The organism is Dysgonomonas sp. HDW5A, from assembly GCF_011299555.1.
In the GTDB taxonomy this organism is placed as follows: Bacteria; Bacteroidota; Bacteroidia; order Bacteroidales; family Dysgonomonadaceae; genus Dysgonomonas_A.
In genome coordinates, this window is sequence record NZ_CP049857.1 from 2,357,260 (window position 1) to 2,375,921 (window position 18,662).

Consider the following 18,662-nt stretch of genomic DNA (forward strand, 5'->3'; position numbering starts at 1 on the left):
ATTCTGAAAAGTAATTTATTTATAAATGTGATAATTAAGTTCACAGAACTATTTATTGCTTTGGTTGTAGGGGTGAGCCAGTGTGCCCACCTATTTAGGACAGACACATAGGTCTGCCCCCTGCCAATAAAAAACGTATCATTAACTATTTTCTTTTACTTAGATTGTTTTTTATAAACCAAAATAGGAGAGTATTGGTATACTCCCCTATAAAAAACAGAAAAAAAGATCTGTGACTTTATATCAATTCGCTGAGTTCAATCCAGCGCAACGTTTTCTCTTCTATTTCATTTATCAACTCGCTGATGCGATTCGACTTGCTCAAAAGAGCTTCGGATGATAAGTTTGAATCAGATAATTCGTTTTCTAATTTCGTTTTCTCTTCTTCTAACTTGGGAATAAGAGCATCTAATTCTTCGAATTCGCGTTTGTCTTTATAAGATACTTTTTTCTTCTCTTCTTTTTTAGGAGCTTCAATCTTTGGTTTTTCCTCTTTAATTTCTTTTACCTTTTCGGCTTGGGCAGCTTCTTTTGCTATTAATTCCTGTACCTCTTTCCACTCGCGATATAGGGTATAGTTACCCGGGAAATCTTTTATCTGAGCATTACCGGAGAATGCCAACAGGTGATCGACCACTTTGTCCATAAAGTAACGGTCGTGAGATACAACAATAACACATCCCTTGAAACTTTGCAGATACTCTTCCAAAATGTTCAGAGTCATGATATCTAAATCATTGGTAGGCTCATCCAATACAAGGAAGTTTGGATTCTTTATCAACACAGTACATAAATAGAGGCGGCGTTTTTCCCCACCGGATAATTTATATACGAAGTTATGCTGCTTTTCGGGTGGAAATAAAAAGTGTTGCAAAAACTGTGAAGCAGTAAGACGGTTGCCATTACCCAAGTCGATAACTTCTGCTATGTTTTGCACAACGTCCAATACCTTCATCTGATCATCGAACTGCAATCCATCCTGACTATAATATCCGAAGTTAACGGTTTCGCCTACATCAAATTCGCCTTTGTCGGGTAGGGCATCGCCAATCAACATCTTGATGAAAGTCGATTTTCCTGTACCGTTGTTTCCTACAATACCCATTTTTTCGTATCGGGCGAATACGTAATTAAAATCTTCGAGGATTTTCAAGTCGCCGAATGATTTGTATATATGTTTAGCTTCGAATATCTTGTTTCCGATATACGAGCCTTTCATTTGTAATTGTACATTCCCCAGATCACGTTCCTTCTCCGCTTTTTTCTCCAGATCGTAATACGCATCTATACGCGATTTCGCTTTTGTTCCCCTTGCTCTGGGTTGCTTACGCATCCATTCAAGTTCTTTGCGGAGCAGGTTGTTGGCTCTGTCTATTTCACTATTCTGACTGCTTACTCTTTCTTGTCTTTTCTCTAAGTAATAAGAGTAATTGCCTTTGTACTGAAACAATTGTTTTTGATCTATCTCGATAATTTCCGAACAAACTCTATCCAGGAAATAACGGTCGTGAGTAACCATCAAAAGACTGAGGCGAGAGCGTTGAAGATACTCTTCGAGCCACTCCGTCATATCTAAGTCAAGGTGATTGGTAGGCTCATCCAATATAATCAGTTCGGGTTCGGTGATAAGTACGTTTGCTAATGCAACCCGTTTTAGCTGACCTCCCGAAAGTTCGGATATCTTTTGGTCGAAGTTACGAATCTTTAATTGAGATAAGATTTGTTTGGCTCTTTGCTCATAATCCCATGCTTTCAACATATCCATACGCTGTAGGATATCATCCAGATTCGAATGGTCTTCCGACTCCATTGCTTTCTCGTATTCGGCAATAACATCGGTTACATCCGTCCCTGATTGAAAACAGGCATCGAGTACAGTTATATGACCCGGATATTGAGGGTCTTGTTCCAGATACGCTACTCTTAAGTCACGTCGGAATACTACGGAACCCGAATCATACGATTCTTTTCCTGTTAATATATTGAGTAGAGTTGTTTTTCCTGTTCCGTTTTTGGCAAGTAAGCCAATCCGTTGTCCTTCGGCAATCCCAAATGACAAATCGCTGAATAATACTAAATCACCAAAGCTTTTGGTAAGCTGATCTACTTGAAGGTAGGATATCGCCATTTTTTGTTCTTTCTCTTTTTTTTGTTACAAGTTGTTAGTAAATAAGCAGACAAGCTTGTTTACTTGTATGCTCGTCAACTCATCAACTTTCTGTGGGGCAAAGGTATGAAAAATAAGCTATTCTTGCTTTTTTTCGGGAGCTTCTATCGAAACCTTGTACCGAAGTGTGAGTTTTGGAAAAGTATCGTTTGTCATTCTACAGGTAAGATTTACCCCTGCAAATGATTCGGGCACAACATATATACCTTCCTTTCCGTCAAATAGAATTTCTTCGCCGCTTTCATACCAACGGTATTGAGTCTCCTTTCCGTTTTTAAGAAATTCGCTGCTAAGGTCTATTGTTTCTCCACATTTAACTGTTCCTCCATCGATGACTGTTTGTGGTGAATAAGTATAATTACGCAGGAATGTATATTCCGAAAAATTGAGAGTCGAAAAACTTAAAGCATTATTCGAACAGTTCATTTTAAAGAAAAAGCTTCTGTCGGTACTCAAATGAGTTAAGTTATTATTCGAACAATCGAGATAAAGTAAGCGGTGATTTAGCGGTAGGTTTATGTCATCCAGAGAATTATTGGAACAGTCCAGCATATTTAATTGCATGCTATTACTCAAGTCTATTGTCGTGAGACTATTTGCCGAGCATGTAAGTACTGTCAGTTCTTCATTGTTGCTAACATCTAAATCGGTTAGTTCATTATCATCGCAATGCAGTTCTGTTAAGTTATTGCATTTAGTAATATTCAATGATTCGATCGTATTTATAGAACAATCCAAAAACTTTAAAAGTGTGTTGTTGCTTAAATCCAACTCTTTTAATTGGTTTTCGGAGCATGATAGTTCGGCAAGTATGCTATTTCTAGACAAGTCGAGTTTATCTAAACTGTTGATGGAGCAATTCAACTTCTCTAATTTGAGAAGAGGTGTTACATCCAGAGTTTTGATCTCATTCGAATCGCAACTTAATACTGTGATAGCAGGATTACTTTCCAGTTTCAGAGATATGATTTTATTAGACCGACAATCGAGTTTCGACAAATATATATTCTCCGATAGGTTAAGATGATTGAGGGTATTGGATGAACAATCGAGCGAAAGCAGTTCATGATTGTTTGTAATATCGAGTTCTCCCAATTTGTTGTTGGAACAGTATAATTCCATCAGCAGATTGTTTTGAGAAACATCAAGTATTGAAAGGGGATTATTTGAAATTTTAAGCAATTGAAGTTTGGTGTTCCGGGATAAATCAAAAGCTGATATAGAATTCTTATTACAATCGAGAATGTTGAGTTCTTTCAACGTAAGTAAATCTAAATTCTGAAGCTTATTATCAGAGCAGGATAGTATGGACAGAGCCGAAGTTGCTCCGAAAGATATATTTTCCAACTGATTCTTGTCACATGCCAAATGAAATAGACCGGGATTCGATTGCAGATCAAGCGTGGTCAGTTTATTTTCAGAGCAATCCACGTTTTCCAGCAATGTATTTTTCGAAAGATTTAGTGTGGTCAGATAATTAGCATAACAAGCCAGTTCTGTTAGTTTTTTATTATTGGATATATCTAAAGTTTCCAATTGATTCCAATGGACTTCAAGGTGTTTAAGTTCTTGATTTCTGGATAGGTCTATTTCTTTTAATCCATTATAGCTACAATTCAGATTCTCAATCTGCTTGTTATTTCTGATATTAAGAGAAGTTAGTCCGTTTCCTGAGACATTAAGATCGATAAGTGATTTGTTGTTTAATAGAGATAGGCTGTCAATTTCATTTGACGAAATATTCAAATGTTGTAGCAGTTTATTTCTTTGAATATCTATATTCGAAATATGATTGTGGGTACAGGTAAGAGAGCGAAGTTCTGAAAAATATCCAAAGTTGAAACTTCCGGCTAAATTAACACTTGTCCAGTCTATTGCAGTTACTCGTTTGGGCAGCTTATCGTTCCATTCCAAGCCACTTAGTTTCTTGATCCATTCGTCCGAAGTCTCCCAGTTGACAGTATCCTGCCTATTCAAGCCTAACTGTTCGAGATTAAGGCTATCCCTTACCATAGACGCTTGTCTGAGTATTTGCATCAGTCCTTCTTTATCATCCTTGTGATAGGTTTGTGCATTTGCATACATGTATACTAGGCTGAATAGGATAAGAACAAATACTTTTTTCATTTATTTATAGAGAGGTGTCAGACCTTTTTTATTACTTAGATGAGTATAAATACTTACTCTTTCTTTAATTTATAGACAGTGTGATTATTGAATACCTATATTCTTTACAAAAATAGTAACAAAAGTTTAATATCAATAATTGCAAGTCTTTAAAGGCACATTTAAGTAAAAGAAAATAGTTAATGATATATCTTTATTGCTAGGGGCAGACCTATGTGTCTGTCCTAAATAGGTGAACACACAGGTTCACCCCCTATAGCCAAAACAATAAAAAGTTCTGCAAGCTTAATATTTTTGTCGATTTAGCCGATTTGATAAAGAACCTGTCAATTTATTTCTAATTTTGTTTATAATTAAGGATGAAAGAATTCGATATATGATAGAAGTACAGAATGTAACCAAAAGTTACGGGCAATTGCAAGTCCTTAAAGGTATAAATTTGCATGTAAACCCAAGTGAAATTGTATCTATTGTGGGAGCAAGCGGGGCAGGCAAAACGACTTTGCTACAGATAATAGGTACTCTCGATAAGGCTGATTCGGGAACTGTTATTATCAATGAGCAAAAAGTTACCGGATTAAATGATACCGGCGTTTCTGATTTCAGAAACCGCAACATTGGGTTTGTCTTTCAGTTTCACCAGTTATTACCCGAATTTACCGCTCTCGAAAATGTAATGATTCCTGCGTTAATTGGTAGAGCCAAAGAGTGGGAAGCCAAGAAAAAAGCAAAAGAGTTACTTGAGTTATTGGGGCTGTCCTCGCGATTGGAACATAAGCCGAATGAACTTTCGGGTGGCGAGAAACAGCGTGTAGCGGTGGCTCGTGCATTGATTAATAATCCTTCGGTCATATTAGCCGACGAACCATCGGGTAGTCTCGATACCGAAAATAAAATAGAACTCCACAAACTGTTTTTTGATTTACGTGATCAGTTCGGACAAACGTTTGTAATTGTAACGCATGATGAGGAGTTGGCGAAGATAACAGATCGTACTATCCACATGAAAGACGGATTAATTTTATAGGAATACACCTTCTTTTGATACTCTGATAATCAATCCGAAGAAGTTAGATGATTATAATTTTTATATAGTGATAGATACTTTTGATAAAGAACTTAATCTGAAAATTGAAGTTCTATTGGTATTTATATTATATATTTGTTGAATATTTAGGTTAAAACAGAAATCTGAACAATCAAGTGAAAGTGAAAATGATAAGCAGGCAGAGAATTGCCTCGTTATTTATAATCGCCTTCTTCGGTGTAATACTGATGAAGCCGGTTCACTTTTTGTTTGTTGATCACGAATCGCATTATACGACACATCCTCATGCTGATGGAAAATCAGCAGCCCTTCATCAGGATTGCGATATCTGCCTTTTCATGTTTCAGGCATTTACTCCGCAGCAGTTTGCCGAGCTGCAACACTATTTTGATATTTCTTTTGCTGAAATTATACAGGCCGATGTTCAAACGTGGGCTTATCAGTTTTTACCTCAAATTTCCCTTCGTGCCCCTCCGGTAGAAGGTCTTTGTTAAGGTCTCAGACCTCTCTGTTGTTTTTATGTAAAGGTGAACTTATTTGTTCTCCATATGGGATAGACGTATAGTTCTGTTCCTGTAGATATACATATATCAATAGATATTCCACATTGTTTAAAATCAAGTTATTCTAATTATTACATCAAGGTTTCAAGTTTGCTTGTCTCTTTGATATAATTGTATGATGCAGAGAAAATTCTGCATGTATACTTGTCTTCTATTCGAAAAATGAATTTACATATTTAGCTGTATTCGGCTAATCTCAACTTTAATTAAGGCCTCAGACCTATTTATTGCCCATTCAGCTATAAAAACTATTGATAGTTATAGCTTTAAGATAGGATATTAAATATTCTCTGTAACTTATAAAGTTGTTATTTACAAATATCGAAAACTAATGAAAATAATATATATACATAAAAGAACGTCTTTAATAAAAAGGTCTTTGATCTTAATTATCATATGCCTGCTCTCTTTAGCAACGGTATCTGCCGATAATGCAAACAGTGATAACCGCTCGTTGCAAGGATTCATTACGGACGAAAAGGATGGGGAAGCATTGATGGGAGTAAATATTTATCTCCCCGATTTAAAAAAAGGTGCTATTACTGATGATAAAGGACATTATCGGATTGATAATCTGCCTATGGTGAGAACTACCATACAAGTCAGTTACTTAGGGCATCAAACTATTGTACAAACTATTGACTTAAGATCGGTTAATAGTATGAACTTCGATCTGAAGGAGTCGAGTGCCGAAATCAATGAAGTGGTAGTTACCTCTCTAACCGGAAGTTCGCTGATTAAACGGACACCTTCTCCAATATCTTTTGTTGCCAGGAAAGAGCTTCTGCAACAGTCGTCCACTAATATTATAGATGCTATATCGCGTCAACCGGGAGTATCGCAAATAACTACCGGAGCAGGTATTTCTAAACCTGTAATCCGTGGTTTGGGATATAACCGTGTAGTGGTTGTTAATGACGGAGTACGTCAGGAAGGGCAACAGTGGGGCGATGAGCATGGTATTGAGATTGATCCTCAATCGGTAAATTCGGTAGAAATACTGAAAGGACCTGCCAGTTTAATGTATGGTTCGGATGCTATGGCAGGGGTTATTAATTTTCAGTCGGAGCCTGTTTTACCCGACGGTTCTATTGAAGCAAATGTATTGACAGAATATCAAACGAATAATGGGTTGATTAATTATTCGGTAAACACAGCCGGCAATAAAGGCGGTATTGTGTGGAATGCCAGATATAGTGACAAATGGGCTCATTCGTATAAAAATAAATACGACGGATATGTTTTCAATTCGGGCTTTCAGGAAAGAGCTGTTTCCGGATTGTTAGGTGTCAATAAAAATTGGGGATACTCTCATCTGACTCTGGATTATTATAACATTACTCCCGGTATTATTGAAGGAGAACGTGATGAGGAAACAGGACGATTTTTAAGACCGGCTGTTATTGATGGTGAAGAAGGTACAACGATTGCCACTGATAAAGATGGCAGATCTTACAAGCAATTTGTACCTTATCAGCAAGTATATCATTACAAGGCTGTTTCGAACAGTAATATCATATTGGGTGATGGAAGTTTGCGTACCATTTTGGGTTACCAGCAAAACCGTCGTCAGGAATTTGAGAATGTGTTGGATAGAGATGAGTATGCTTTGTATTTCCAATTGCATACCTTTAATTATGATGTGCGCTATACATTTCCCGAAATCAGTGGTTATAAGTTTGTGACAGGTGTAAACGGAATGTATCAGTCTTCATTGAATAAAGGGCACGAAAAGCTTCTGCCCGAGTATAAATTATTTGATATGGGTGTATTTGCTATTGCTTCCAAGAGCTTCGGTAAATTAGATATAAGCGGAGGGTTACGTTTCGACCATCGCCACCAGAATGTAAAAGAGTTTGAGCCTCATACTCATGATCATGGAAGTGGCGGACATGACGACCATGAAGAGGGGGACGATCACGATCATGATCACGAACCACAGATATTTCCGGCATACACCCGGAATTTCAATGGGTTGAGCGGAAGTTTAGGATTTACCTATCAGTTATCGGATGGTTGGTATACAAAGTTAAATCTTTCACATGGATTTCGTGCTCCTAATATTAGTGAATTAGCTTCTAACGGAGCACACGGTGGTGCTGTTCGTTATGAAATTGGTAATCCCAACCTGAAAGCCGAAAATAGCTGGCAGGCCGATTTAGGTTTTGGTTATTCATCACCTATAATATCCGGGGAAGTTTCGCTATTTGCTAATCGGATCAATAACTATATTTTCTCTCATAAATTATTAGATGAGGATGGGCACGATTTGTTGACAGACGGATACAAAACATTTCAATTTGTATCGGGAAATGCCCGCATTTTGGGAGGAGAGATCAGTATAGATATCCATCCGATTGAAAGGTTGCATTTTCAAAACTCATTCTCGTATGTCAACTCAGTACAATTGAATCAGCCTGATTCTACAAAGTACTTGCCATTTACCCCTGCACCTAAGTTGATTTCCGATTTACGTTTCGATTTGATCCGTCATGGTAAAACACTCAATAATACGTATGTATCGGTTGGTGTTGAATGTAACTTGAAACAAGACCGTATCTTTTCGGCTTTTGATACCGAAACTGTAACGCCGGCTTACGCCTTGCTGAATGCTTCATTCGGAACCGACTTTGTACACAAAGGCCGTACGTGGGCATCGCTTTATTTTACAGCAAACAATTTAACGAACAAAGCTTATCAGAATCACTTGAGCCGTCTGAAATATACAGACGTAAATCAGGTGACAGGCCGCGAGGGAGTCTTTAATATGGGACGTAATTTTGGGATAAAATTACTTATCCCTTTAAGCTTCTGATAATAGCTTTTCTTTTTTTATCAAAGTTTATATAGTGAAAAGGAGTTACTTTAATCGGTAACTCCTTTGTTTTTATAGCAATGTTTTTTTTATATTTGATTTATCTGGTTATATATTCATTGCAAACTTAATATAATCTTCTGCACTTTTTTCCAGAGCATCCGAATTGGGGGCATTGTGAGAGTCATATAAAACGAAATGCCCTTTGTAGTCTGACTTGGTATAGAGTGCTGTCGTTTTAAAAGGTAGGGTAAGCTGTTCGATAGTTACTTTCCATTCACCATCTTCCTGAAAGTCTTCTTTGTCTATTCCGGCAGAGATGGCCAATGCTATTTTCCTTCCTTTCATCATATTTCCCTTCGAACCATATGCCCATCCGTAGGTAAAAACATCATCCAACCACTGTTTTAGAAAGGGTGGGCAGTTGAACCAATATAGAGGATATTGTAATATTAAAGCGTCATGTGCTTCAATTAGTTTTTGATCTTTCTCTATGTCTATCTTTCCGTCAGGATACTCTGTGTATATATTATGTATCGTAAAATGGTCGGGATGTTTTTCTAACTCGTTTACCCAACGCTTATTTATTACCGAACTTTCGATGTTTGGATGAGCTACAATTACGAGTTTTTTCATAAACCTTTTTTATTTTTAATTGGAAGCTGAATCGATTAATTGGACTGAGAGAATGCGACTTCTTTGAAAATAAGCCATTTCCCATTTTCTTTTATTAAATCAATGCAGAAAAATAATCTTTCGGAACCTCTGTTTATATCTGCCTTTCTTGTAACTACGACCTGTGCAGTAGTATCATTTGCATCAATATAATTGAATTCGGTATAAGTGCTTAGAGGACCATCTCCGGAATCTCTTTTTTTAGTGAAAAGGTCTATGTTTTCTTGATAATTTAATACTATTACTTGTCCTGTTTCAGTTATCGTTGTAATACGTAAATCTGGGTGGTAAATTTTTGTCAATTTTTCGATATTGTAATTACTCGCGTTGTAAACAAGAAATTCAATAGCTTCTTTTACTTCAATTTGATTTTTACTTAGTTCCATACTTAAATGTGAATTGTGTTTGTTACTTATACTATTATTGTTATTTTGAAAATTGTTAGCGAGAGCATTGTTCGCTATGCCCAGGCAGAGACAGGTGATGAAAATGTAATAATGCATTGTTTTATTAGTTAAATTGTTAAACCTAAATTTCGTGTCAATGAATATGAGCCTCAAAAAAGCTTTTTTCATATCTCTACTTTGTTTTAGAAATACAAAATTAGGGTTTTGATTTATCCGCCACAATAAGGGATTTTTTTATATCCTAGTGATAATTTTGTCACTATCTTTGTATCTTGAAAACGATTTAGACTAGATATATAGAGTATGTATGAGCGCAAAATACCATTAGATTTTTCGTGTGGAATAAGCATCGCGATGGAGGTTATTTTCTCCAAATGGAAATTCTGTATACTTATGGAACTTGATAAGGGTACTACAAGACCTAAAGATTTGGTTGAGACGGTTACAGGCATTACAAAACGAGTGCTACATCAACAACTGAAACAATTGGAGTTTTATAAAATAATAGATAGGGTTACTTATCCCGAAATTCCGCCAAGAGTGGAATATTTTCTGACCGAGGATGGAAAACGTATATTACCGATTCTGGATGCGATTAATAAATGGGGGCTCGATTACGCTCCCAAGTTTAAGGAGATAACAGGTTTGGATGGATAGTGAATGAGTTTTACTGACTCTTCTTATTGCGATATACGAGAAAGCGAGAAATTCAAATCGATGAATCTCTCGCTTTCTTATTTTCTTTAGCTATATAGGATTGTAGCCTTATTTAACCCATACATTTAGTATTTCACCAATGTACATTTTATGTAATTCTTTTCCGTTCCACTTTTTAGCAGCATCAGAATTTTTATCAGCTATTGCCTCTTGAGATAGGGGTTGTGCAATCATTTTTTTGCATTCGAATATCATCCATGCTTCGGCAAATGCTGTTGCTCCCGAAGGAGTTATAATGGGGGTTAATCCCGAGCCTTTTATTTTATCTTCGTTTCTTCCGCTTGTTGATCCGCAATACTGAAGAGCATCATTGTAAGCCTCTGTGTAGAAAGATATAGTGTAAGTATCCCCCTTATCCATTGTGGTAATCGAATAGCGTTGAGCTCCTAAGAAGCAAAATGCAACGGGTTTTTCCCAGAATACACCTAATCCGCCCCAAGAGGCTGTCATTACATTTACGTTCTCGCCCGATCCTGAAGTTATCAGTGTGGCATCGCTCAATAGTTTGATAATATTTCCGGGTATTTTATCCGCAGCAATCCGTCTGAATCCCGGTAGTGTACTTACATTAGCCGCAGTGCTTGTTTCTATGGACTGCGTTTCTATCGGTGAGCTGGCAGTTAGTGGAATCAATGGAATGGCAGATGCTGTAGCGGTTTGAGCAGCAGTTGCTGTTCTTTGAGCTTCGGCTTCTGCCGCACCTTCACGTCTTTTTACTCCATTGAGATAGATATCTATAGAGTTGAATATACCGTTGATACTATCAATTGTATTGGTTCTGAATTTGTCGTAATATCTGTTTAGCTTTTCTCCGTTTAATGCAACCTTATCACTGATCATTTCTTCAGCAGCATAAAAGTCTTTATTGGACCCTTTATCGTAATAATCGTATTTTATATTCTTTATCGTTGCAAGGCACTTTCCCGATTCTATCTGTAGAATGAGCTGATATGCCATTGTGGTTTTGTCAAGTGAAAGGGCTGACTTTTTAAATATGATGTCTTTTTCGCCTTTGCACGCAATCGTTTTATCGGCAGCATTTGATAATAATATACGTTGCTTTGGGTTGGTGGGTGAAGCATAATTTTCTTGTGCCCATTTATTCATCAAATCGAATATTTTATCATCCGATATAGTGTTGTTTACTTTTATAGTCTTTGAAAATATAATTTTCCCATCTACTTCGGGTACAGCTCCCTGCAAGTATTTAGAGTCGACCTGAGCATTGATGCTGGCTGCTATTACTATAAACAGTAAAAATAAGATATGCTTTTTCATGATATTTGAGTAAAGTGATATTTATTCAAAGATAGGAAAAACTCATGAAAACATGAGTTTCGATTTTGAAAATAAAGTTCTTAAGCCCTCAAAGTTATTTGTTACCTTGGTAAGCGTTAATCATATTGTTAAATACTTTCGATTACTGAAGAAGAATCGCTGTAGAGCTTTATCTATAAGTAAAGAAAAGGCTACATGAAAAAGAGAAAATAAAAAAAGCATGTGGTAAACTGTCACTTTTGTCACTTTTGTAATCTTTTTATAGTTTATTTGTTGAAATTCAGTGTTTTAAATAATGGTCAAAAATGACATCATAAATAGAGGTTTTGTCACTTTATTGATTACATTTTGTTACTTATGTCAATGGGGAGTTGGGTTATATGTTCTATAAAATTGTCTTTTACTACGCGCAATCAAAGATTGCTTGTATTCCTTTTGCCCAAAGCCGCAAAAGGAATCAAAAAGGCTTTGTGCTGCGTGGCTCGCTTAGCTGACCTTAGCTTACAGGCTAAACTAAACCTACTGCCTTACGGCACGTTTAGTTTTACGCCTGCTTCGCTTGTCAGCTAATGGCTGTGCCACTGATGCACTGGGGCTGACGCATGATATCGTTTTTCGTCCGTCAGGCTTCCGACCTTGCCGGTTGCACGGGGTACCCGCAGGACGAATGAAAGCGTTAAGAAACAAAAGGATATCAATAGTAAATGTTTTCTTTTGTTTTAGCTTTCGAGTCCTTAGCGGGTCAGGCAAAAGGCACAGTCTTGATCTTTTGTTTCGTTTTGCATCAAGGCAAAATGAAAAACAAACCCAAAGGGTGCGTTAGAATAATAGAACATTAAACATAACAAATCAACTACTGATTCGCATTACTTATGTTTCTTTTGTAAGTGATGTAATTTTTGATCATGCTCTTGCTTCTTTTAGGATAAATAGTTCTCGGAACTTAATAACTTAAGTAGAGTCAGATTTTTAGGGTATTATAAAAAAGGATAACTTTGAAGACATAATGAATAAACTAAATTATCAATCTATTTAACGAATGAAATACAAATCTATTATGGCAATTGCTTTGAGTGCCGGAATGTTAGCTTGTGGCTCAGGTCAGGACAAAGCCAAAGAGACCGGTGACGCTCCTTTGATCGGAAAATCCGAAATCAAAATAGCTGATGGTATAATGACTCCCGAGGCTTTGTATAGTTTTGGGCGTCTGAGTGATGTGCAGGTGTCTCCCGATAATGCAAAGGTTTTATATGGAGTTACTTATGTGAGCATTGAACAGAATAAAACTAATCGCGAATTGTTTACCATGAACATAGATGGTACCGACAATAAGCAAATTACGAAAACTCCCAAGAGTGAGAACAATGCTATTTGGGTAAAAAATGGTTCTAAAATTGCATTTTTAACCAGCGAAAGCGGATCGTCTCAAATATGGGAAATGAATCCTGATGGAACAGACCGTATTCAGATTAGCGAAGTCGATGGTGGAGTGAATGGGTTTAGTTACTCGCCGGATGGAAAAAAGGTGCTTTATATTAAAAATGTAAAGTTTGGCGAGCGTGCTGTTGATAAATATCCTGATTTGCCTAAAGCTTCGGGGCGTATCATCGATGATCTCATGTATAAACACTGGGATGTTTGGGTTGAAGAGGTTCCTCATCCGTTTGTTGCTGATTTTGATGGTGGAAAACTGGTAAATGATATTGATCTACTGAACGGAGAACCTTATGAGTCTCCCATGCTTCCATCGGGAGGTATAGAGCAGCTGGCTTGGAGTCCCGATAGCAAAACGGTTGCGTATACTTGCCGTAAGAAAAAAGGTATGGAGTATGCTTTATCTACCAATTCGGATATTTATTTCTATAATATCGAAACAAAAGAAACTCGCAATATTACCGAAGGTATGATGGGATACGATACAAACCCTGTATTCTCTCCTGATGGTAAGTATGTTGCTTGGCAAAGTATGGAGCGTGACGGATATGAGTCGGATAAAAACCGTTTGTTTGTTATGGATCTGTCGTCAGGAGTAAAGACGTATATAACCGAAGACTTTGATTATAATACGGATTTTGCTGTGTGGAGCAAAGACAACCAGAGTATATATATTGTAGCTTGTGTTGAGGCTAAGACTCAGATATATCAGGCTTATATTCATACAAAAGAAATAAAAGCTTTGACTAAGGGCGTTCATGACTATGAGTCGTTTGCTATTGCAGGTGATAAATTAATAGCTGTGCGTCATTCGATGTCTCAACCCAACGAGATTTACTCAGTAAATGCAACAACGGGAGAGGCTAGTCAAATAACTTCAGAGAATAAAGCGATACTTGACCAGATAACAATGGGTAAGGTTGAGGAGAGATGGATTGCAACTACTGATGGCAAGAAAATGTTGACATGGGTGGTGTATCCTCCAAATTTTGATTCGAATAAAAAATATCCGGCACTGTTGTATTGCCAAGGTGGTCCGCAAAGTACAGTAAGCCAATTCTGGTCTTATCGCTGGAATTTGCAGATGATGGCTGCCAATGGTTATATTATTGTTGCTCCTAACCGTCGTGGATTACCTAGTTTTGGTAAAGAGTGGAACGAACAGATCAGTGGCGATTATGGTGGTCAGAATATGAAAGATTATTTGTCGGCAATAGATGAATTGGCTAAAGAACCTTTTGTTGATAAAGATCGTTTGGGATGTACCGGTGCAAGTTATGGCGGGTTTTCGACATATTGGTTGGCAGGTAATCACAATAAACGCTTCAAGGCATTTTTAGCTCATGCGGGTATATTTAATCTTGAGGCTCAATATCTCGAAACCGAAGAGATGTGGTTTGCTAATTGGGATTTAGGCGGTTCGTTCTGGGATCGTAATAATTCTATCGCTCAGAAATCGTATGCTAACTCTCCTCATCGTTTTGTGGATAAATGGGATACTCCTATCATGATAACTCATGGCGAGTTTGATTACCGAATTTTAGCTTCGCAAGGTATGATGGCTTTTAATGCGGCTAAATTAAAAGGTATACCTACTCGTATGTTGATATTCCCTGACGAAAATCATTGGATATCTCAACCTCAAAATGGAATCTTATTTCAGAGAGAATTCTTCCGTTGGTTTGATGAATGGTTGAAAAAGTAAAGATCAAAAACTCATATAAAAGGAGATTTCTTAAAATGTTCTTTGGAAATTCTCCTTTTGTATAAGTTATTTTAATTTTTATAGTGTCTGATAATGAAATGAATAATGAATGTCTGTGGAATTAAATGATTTTATTTTCAAAAAATATCTTCAAACCTATTGCAGAATTCAAATTCTTACCCTATCTTTGCATCGCATTTCAGAGGAAATGTCACTTCAGAAATGAAGTAAAACAAAAATGGTGTGGTAGTTCAGTTGGTTAGAATACCTGCCTGTCACGCAGGGGGTCGCGGGTTCGAGTCCCGTCCATACCGCAGGGAGCCTAAGACAAGAGGCGACAAAAGCAAGACAAGCCCTTCATATTCAGTGAATATGAGGGGCTTTTTCTATTTATATTGTCTGAGTAAAAAGACAAGAAAAAGCCAAAAAACGACAAAGTAAGTAACCCAAAGTGTACCCCCTTTCTAAAAAACATACAAGGGGTACAGCAAATCGGAAAACAGGGGGTACAGTTTGTCCGAAATTGGCAGAGAGTAGTCCTTATTTGGCAGGGTGTATAAAGCTCATTTTGAAATAGTTCAAAGTAATTTTGCAACATTAAAAAATGAGTTTATGAAAAGTACATTTCGCATTCTTTTCTACGTGAAGAGAGACAAACAAAAATCAGATGGCACACTTCCAATTATGTGCCGAATCACTATCGACGGACAACCAAGCCGTTTTAATACCAAAATGAGTATCAATCCCAAGATATGGGATGCAAAAACAGCAGTTGCTATCGGAAAATCAAACGAAGCAATTGAAGTTAATGCCTTATTGAATGAGATTAAAACAAGCATTCACAATGTCTATCATGATTTACAGACAAAGGAAAATAATGTAAATGCAGAAAGAGTAAAGAACATTTTTCTCGGCATTGATGGAAAAAACGGTAAAATAGACCCCTTAAAAACGGAGGAAAGTGCCCCCCTAAAGTTATGTGTTCAAAACAGTCAAAAGTTATCGTCGGTTTCAGGGTCTTGAAGTTGCAGATTTTGCCCGAGTTAAACTTTTCTTTCTTTTCTTAGTTTTCCTGTTTTTAGGTCCACTTAAGTTTTTACAAACTTAGTAATAAGTCTCTATATTTAGATAGGACCTACTACTGTTTTAATTATAGATAGCTATTTTCATTCTTCGATTTTCTTTTTCTGATTGATTCTCCAATTAATTCTACTCTTAGTGAGTCATGTACCAGGCGATCGAGTATGGCATCTGCTACAGTTTTTTCTCCTATGGCATCATACCAATCTTTAACAGGTACTTGTGAGGTTATCATTGTTGATTTTTTCTGATGCCGATCCTCTATAATATCCATCATTATACCTCTGGACTGAGAGTCAAAGGCTTGCATTGCAAAATCATCAAGGATTAGAAGATCCACCCTTTCGATACGTTTAAATTCATTTAGTATAGTCCCTTTTACTTTGGCTATCTTTAAGCTGCTCATCAATTTAGCGGTATTGGCATAAAAGACCTTATATCCATCTTGGCAGGCTTTGTTTCCTAGTGCAGTAGCCAGATAGCTTTTTCCTGTCCCGGTGGGTCCTGTAATAAAGATATTCTTGTTGTCTTTGATAAAATCCAAGCCCGCCAAGCGTTCTACCTGATTACGATCCAAGCCTCTTTCGAAGCTATAATCAATCTCTTCCAAGAAAGCAGTGTACCGAAACGCTGCCAGCTTGGTTGCTCTTTTGATGGCACGATTGCGACGATTATCCCATTCACTGGATACCAAATGGAAGATAAATTGATCTTGTGTCATCTGCTCTTTTAAAGTGTTCTCTAAAGAAGTTTTAAAAGCATCGTGCATCCCTAAGAAACGCATCTGACGCAGTTTCTCTAATGTTTGATTGTTCATGTTGTTCATTGTTTTTTAATAATTAATTTGTTTGTCTATTTATAATAATCTTTGCCTCTGATATTTTCATGTTCGGGTATATCCACTGTTTCTTCAGGTACTTCTACAAACTCAGATTTAGTTTTAAGGATATCCTGGATCTCGTTATAACTGTATCTGTCATAACTCTCAGCCAATCGGCAGGCTGCCGTCAAACGAGCCGCTCCGACCTTCCTGGCCAATAAAAGGATACCCGAACAACTCTTGTTAGCCTGATCCACATAGCGTTTCTTTTCCATCACTTTACGGATGTAACGCTCCACATCCTCATGGATGTCGGCTGCTTCTTTGATAAATACTTCAGGGGACCATTCCAATACGGCTTTATGTTTGGGATGCAGATGATCTGTATTGGTGGTATGCTTAAACTGCAAACGACTGCGGGTATGAGATGCCACAAGGCTATAGCCGTCAAAGATATGCACATCATCCGCTGAGTAAGAGAGCTTAAGCCTTTTACCGATATACGTGTGAGGTACACTGTAATAATGGATATCCTCACTCAAGCGGATATAACCATCTTTACCTACGGTAGCCATCGCGTGTTTTTTAATCTGATAGCGGATTGGATTCAATGGTCCTAAGGATTCTTTTTCAATCTCTTCAAAATAGGAACGACGAGAGTAGTTCCGATTAGTCAACAGATTATTGTTATGCAGGTCTAAAGCAGACAGGATAGCTGCATTTAAACTCTTTAGATCAGGGCAATGAAGATGACTGGTGCGAGTGTAAATATCCTTATAGGTTAGTTTAACGGCATTCTCCACAGGAGCTTTGTCTCGGGGTTTACGAACACGAGCGGGGAACACTGTGACTCCATAATGTTCAGCAAAACGCTCAAACTCTTCATTCAAGATAGATTCATGGCGAGAAGCTTTGGTTACAGCAGCTTTTAGATTGTCAGGAACAACAGCTTGAGGAACACCTCCATAAAAATAAAAACTGTTCTCACAGGCAGAGATAAAATCTTCTTTGCTCTGCCCTGATACTGCTTCCACATAAGTCAACAAGCTACAACCCAAGATTGCCACAAATACATCCACCTCACGAGGGGATTCACCATGAGGATAAATCCAAAGCTTATCTCCTGTATAATCTACAAACATTTTATCCCCTGCTTTATGTTCCATACGCATAGAGGGGTTATTAATCATTCGATAACGTTGAACTGAGATGCGAAACTGAGTTAAGCCATACCCATCGGGGTGTTCTTTGATATACTTTTGCCATTGCTGCATCGTAGTCATCCCTTTACGACCAAGGTCCTTACTGATGCTCGGAAGAAGAGACTCCAGTGTATCCCGACGTGGGTTAGGCATACCGGGAGCATCTGTAATACAAAATAACGCGTGAAGTTCCGTATCACTCTTAGACACAAAATCATCAAAACTAATCTTTAAAGAGTTCCATTTATGGATATACTTCTTAACAGTATTGCGGGAGGTGCGAGCCATTACGGCAATAGTTTTAAGACCCATATGGTCCTCATACAAACGGATAATCGTTCTTAATTTGGTCATTGTTATAAATTTGTTGGGCATAATATTAGATCGCTTTTAGTTAGTCTGAACATCAAACTAACTAAATCAAAGCCCATCAATAACAAGAACTTTAAAACTATTTTAAGAACACAATCACAGGGGTCACTTTCCTCTGGCTTTAAGGGGTCATTTTCAAGCGTTTTAGGGTGGTCAATTTCACCCGTTTTTCGCTGCTCACTTTCCTCCGTTTTTAAGGGGTCATTTTATCCGTTTTTTCCATTAAATAAAACAATTTGTAGTTGTTTTATT

13 protein-coding genes and 1 tRNA gene are annotated in these 18,662 nt (G+C 37.4%); 7 read left to right on the top strand and 7 right to left on the bottom strand.

The genetic code is table 11. The features are described from left to right. Positions 1-238: 238 nt before the first annotated feature. Together G7050_RS09830 and G7050_RS09835 are read right to left on the bottom strand one after the other, a co-directional pair. Complete coding sequence (locus tag G7050_RS09830; protein WP_166114622.1) at positions 239-2,128, bottom strand: ABC-F family ATP-binding cassette domain-containing protein; 1,890 nt, start codon at positions 2,126-2,128, stop codon at positions 239-241. 117 nt (positions 2,129-2,245) lie between these two features. Next, a complete protein-coding gene (locus G7050_RS09835) occupies positions 2,246-4,294 on the bottom strand; it encodes a hypothetical protein (RefSeq protein WP_166114625.1) in 2,049 nt (682 codons plus the stop codon). A 376-nt stretch (positions 4,295-4,670) separates the two neighbouring features. Here G7050_RS09835 and G7050_RS09840 point away from each other — a divergent pair, with 376 nt between their 5' ends. The 3 genes from G7050_RS09840 (at position 4,671) to G7050_RS09850 (ending at position 8,720) form a co-directional block, all read left to right on the top strand. Next, complete coding sequence (locus tag G7050_RS09840) at positions 4,671-5,321, top strand: ABC transporter ATP-binding protein (protein ID WP_166114628.1); 651 nt, start codon at positions 4,671-4,673, stop codon at positions 5,319-5,321. A 188-nt stretch (positions 5,322-5,509) separates the two neighbouring features. Continuing rightward, the gene (locus G7050_RS09845) at positions 5,510-5,836 is read left to right on the top strand and encodes a hypothetical protein (protein ID WP_166114631.1); all 327 of its coding nucleotides are present in this window, start codon (positions 5,510-5,512) and stop codon (positions 5,834-5,836) included. Positions 5,837-6,236: 400 nt separating this feature from the next. Beyond that, positions 6,237-8,720 (top strand): TonB-dependent receptor, encoded by a 2,484-nt coding sequence (locus G7050_RS09850; RefSeq protein ID WP_166114634.1) that lies wholly within the window; start codon positions 6,237-6,239, stop codon positions 8,718-8,720. 108 nt (positions 8,721-8,828) lie between these two features. On the opposite strand, the gene G7050_RS09855 is transcribed toward G7050_RS09850, so the two are convergent. Then, a complete protein-coding gene (locus tag G7050_RS09855) occupies positions 8,829-9,356 on the bottom strand; it encodes an NAD(P)H-dependent oxidoreductase (RefSeq protein ID WP_166114637.1) in 528 nt (175 codons plus the stop codon). A 35-nt stretch (positions 9,357-9,391) separates the two neighbouring features. Further along, positions 9,392-9,781 (bottom strand): nuclear transport factor 2 family protein, encoded by a 390-nt coding sequence (locus tag G7050_RS09860; protein WP_166114640.1) that lies wholly within the window; start codon positions 9,779-9,781, stop codon positions 9,392-9,394. 324 nt (positions 9,782-10,105) lie between these two features. Here G7050_RS09860 and G7050_RS09865 point away from each other — a divergent pair, with 324 nt between their 5' ends. Further along, complete coding sequence (locus tag G7050_RS09865; RefSeq protein WP_166114643.1) at positions 10,106-10,459, top strand: helix-turn-helix domain-containing protein; 354 nt, start codon at positions 10,106-10,108, stop codon at positions 10,457-10,459. 108 nt (positions 10,460-10,567) lie between these two features. Here G7050_RS09865 and G7050_RS09870 read toward each other — a convergent pair whose 3' ends face one another. Next, on the bottom strand, positions 10,568-11,797 hold the full coding sequence (locus G7050_RS09870; protein ID WP_166114646.1) for a DUF4468 domain-containing protein: 1,230 nt from the start codon (positions 11,795-11,797) through the stop codon (positions 10,568-10,570). A gap of 1,039 nt (positions 11,798-12,836) precedes the next feature. On the opposite strand from G7050_RS09870, the gene G7050_RS09875 reads away from it, so the two are divergent. From G7050_RS09875 to G7050_RS09885, 3 genes are all read left to right on the top strand, one after another. After that, positions 12,837-14,936: a S9 family peptidase gene (locus G7050_RS09875; protein ID WP_166114649.1), complete on the top strand. Its 2,100-nt coding sequence runs from the start codon at positions 12,837-12,839 to the stop codon at positions 14,934-14,936. 240 nt (positions 14,937-15,176) lie between these two features. Next, positions 15,177-15,250 (top strand) — tRNA-Asp (locus G7050_RS09880). 298 nt (positions 15,251-15,548) lie between these two features. Then, on the top strand, positions 15,549-15,959 hold the full coding sequence (locus G7050_RS09885; RefSeq protein WP_166114653.1) for an Arm DNA-binding domain-containing protein: 411 nt from the start codon (positions 15,549-15,551) through the stop codon (positions 15,957-15,959). Between the two features lie 127 nt (positions 15,960-16,086). On the opposite strand, the gene istB is transcribed toward G7050_RS09885, so the two are convergent. Together istB and istA are read right to left on the bottom strand one after the other, a co-directional pair. Next, entirely contained in the window at positions 16,087-16,833 is a 747-nt protein-coding gene (gene istB / locus G7050_RS09890) for an IS21-like element helper ATPase IstB (protein ID WP_166111946.1), read from the bottom strand. A gap of 35 nt (positions 16,834-16,868) precedes the next feature. After that, entirely contained in the window at positions 16,869-18,392 is a 1,524-nt protein-coding gene (gene istA / locus G7050_RS09895) for an IS21 family transposase (RefSeq protein WP_255499085.1), read from the bottom strand. Positions 18,393-18,662: the final 270 nt, after the last annotated feature.

Bases quoted from the DNA above. Each gene is read 5' to 3' on its own strand.
- istA (WP_255499085.1), bottom strand. From the start codon at position 18,392: ATGACCAAATTAAGAACGATTATCCGTTTGTATGAGGACCATATGGGT.
- G7050_RS09865 (WP_166114643.1), top strand. From the start codon at position 10,106: ATGTATGAGCGCAAAATACCATTAGATTTTTCGTGTGGAATAAGCATC.
- G7050_RS09850 (WP_166114634.1), top strand. From the start codon at position 6,237: ATGAAAATAATATATATACATAAAAGAACGTCTTTAATAAAAAGGTCT.
- G7050_RS09885 (WP_166114653.1), top strand. From the start codon at position 15,549: ATGAAAAGTACATTTCGCATTCTTTTCTACGTGAAGAGAGACAAACAA.
- G7050_RS09830 (WP_166114622.1), bottom strand. From the start codon at position 2,128: ATGGCGATATCCTACCTTCAAGTAGATCAGCTTACCAAAAGCTTTGGT.
- G7050_RS09875 (WP_166114649.1), top strand. From the start codon at position 12,837: ATGAAATACAAATCTATTATGGCAATTGCTTTGAGTGCCGGAATGTTA.
- G7050_RS09840 (WP_166114628.1), top strand. From the start codon at position 4,671: ATGATAGAAGTACAGAATGTAACCAAAAGTTACGGGCAATTGCAAGTC.
- G7050_RS09835 (WP_166114625.1), bottom strand. From the start codon at position 4,294: ATGAAAAAAGTATTTGTTCTTATCCTATTCAGCCTAGTATACATGTAT.
- G7050_RS09860 (WP_166114640.1), bottom strand. From the start codon at position 9,781: ATGGAACTAAGTAAAAATCAAATTGAAGTAAAAGAAGCTATTGAATTT.
- G7050_RS09845 (WP_166114631.1), top strand. From the start codon at position 5,510: ATGATAAGCAGGCAGAGAATTGCCTCGTTATTTATAATCGCCTTCTTC.
- G7050_RS09855 (WP_166114637.1), bottom strand. From the start codon at position 9,356: ATGAAAAAACTCGTAATTGTAGCTCATCCAAACATCGAAAGTTCGGTA.
- istB (WP_166111946.1), bottom strand. From the start codon at position 16,833: ATGAACAATCAAACATTAGAGAAACTGCGTCAGATGCGTTTCTTAGGG.
- G7050_RS09870 (WP_166114646.1), bottom strand. From the start codon at position 11,797: ATGAAAAAGCATATCTTATTTTTACTGTTTATAGTAATAGCAGCCAGC.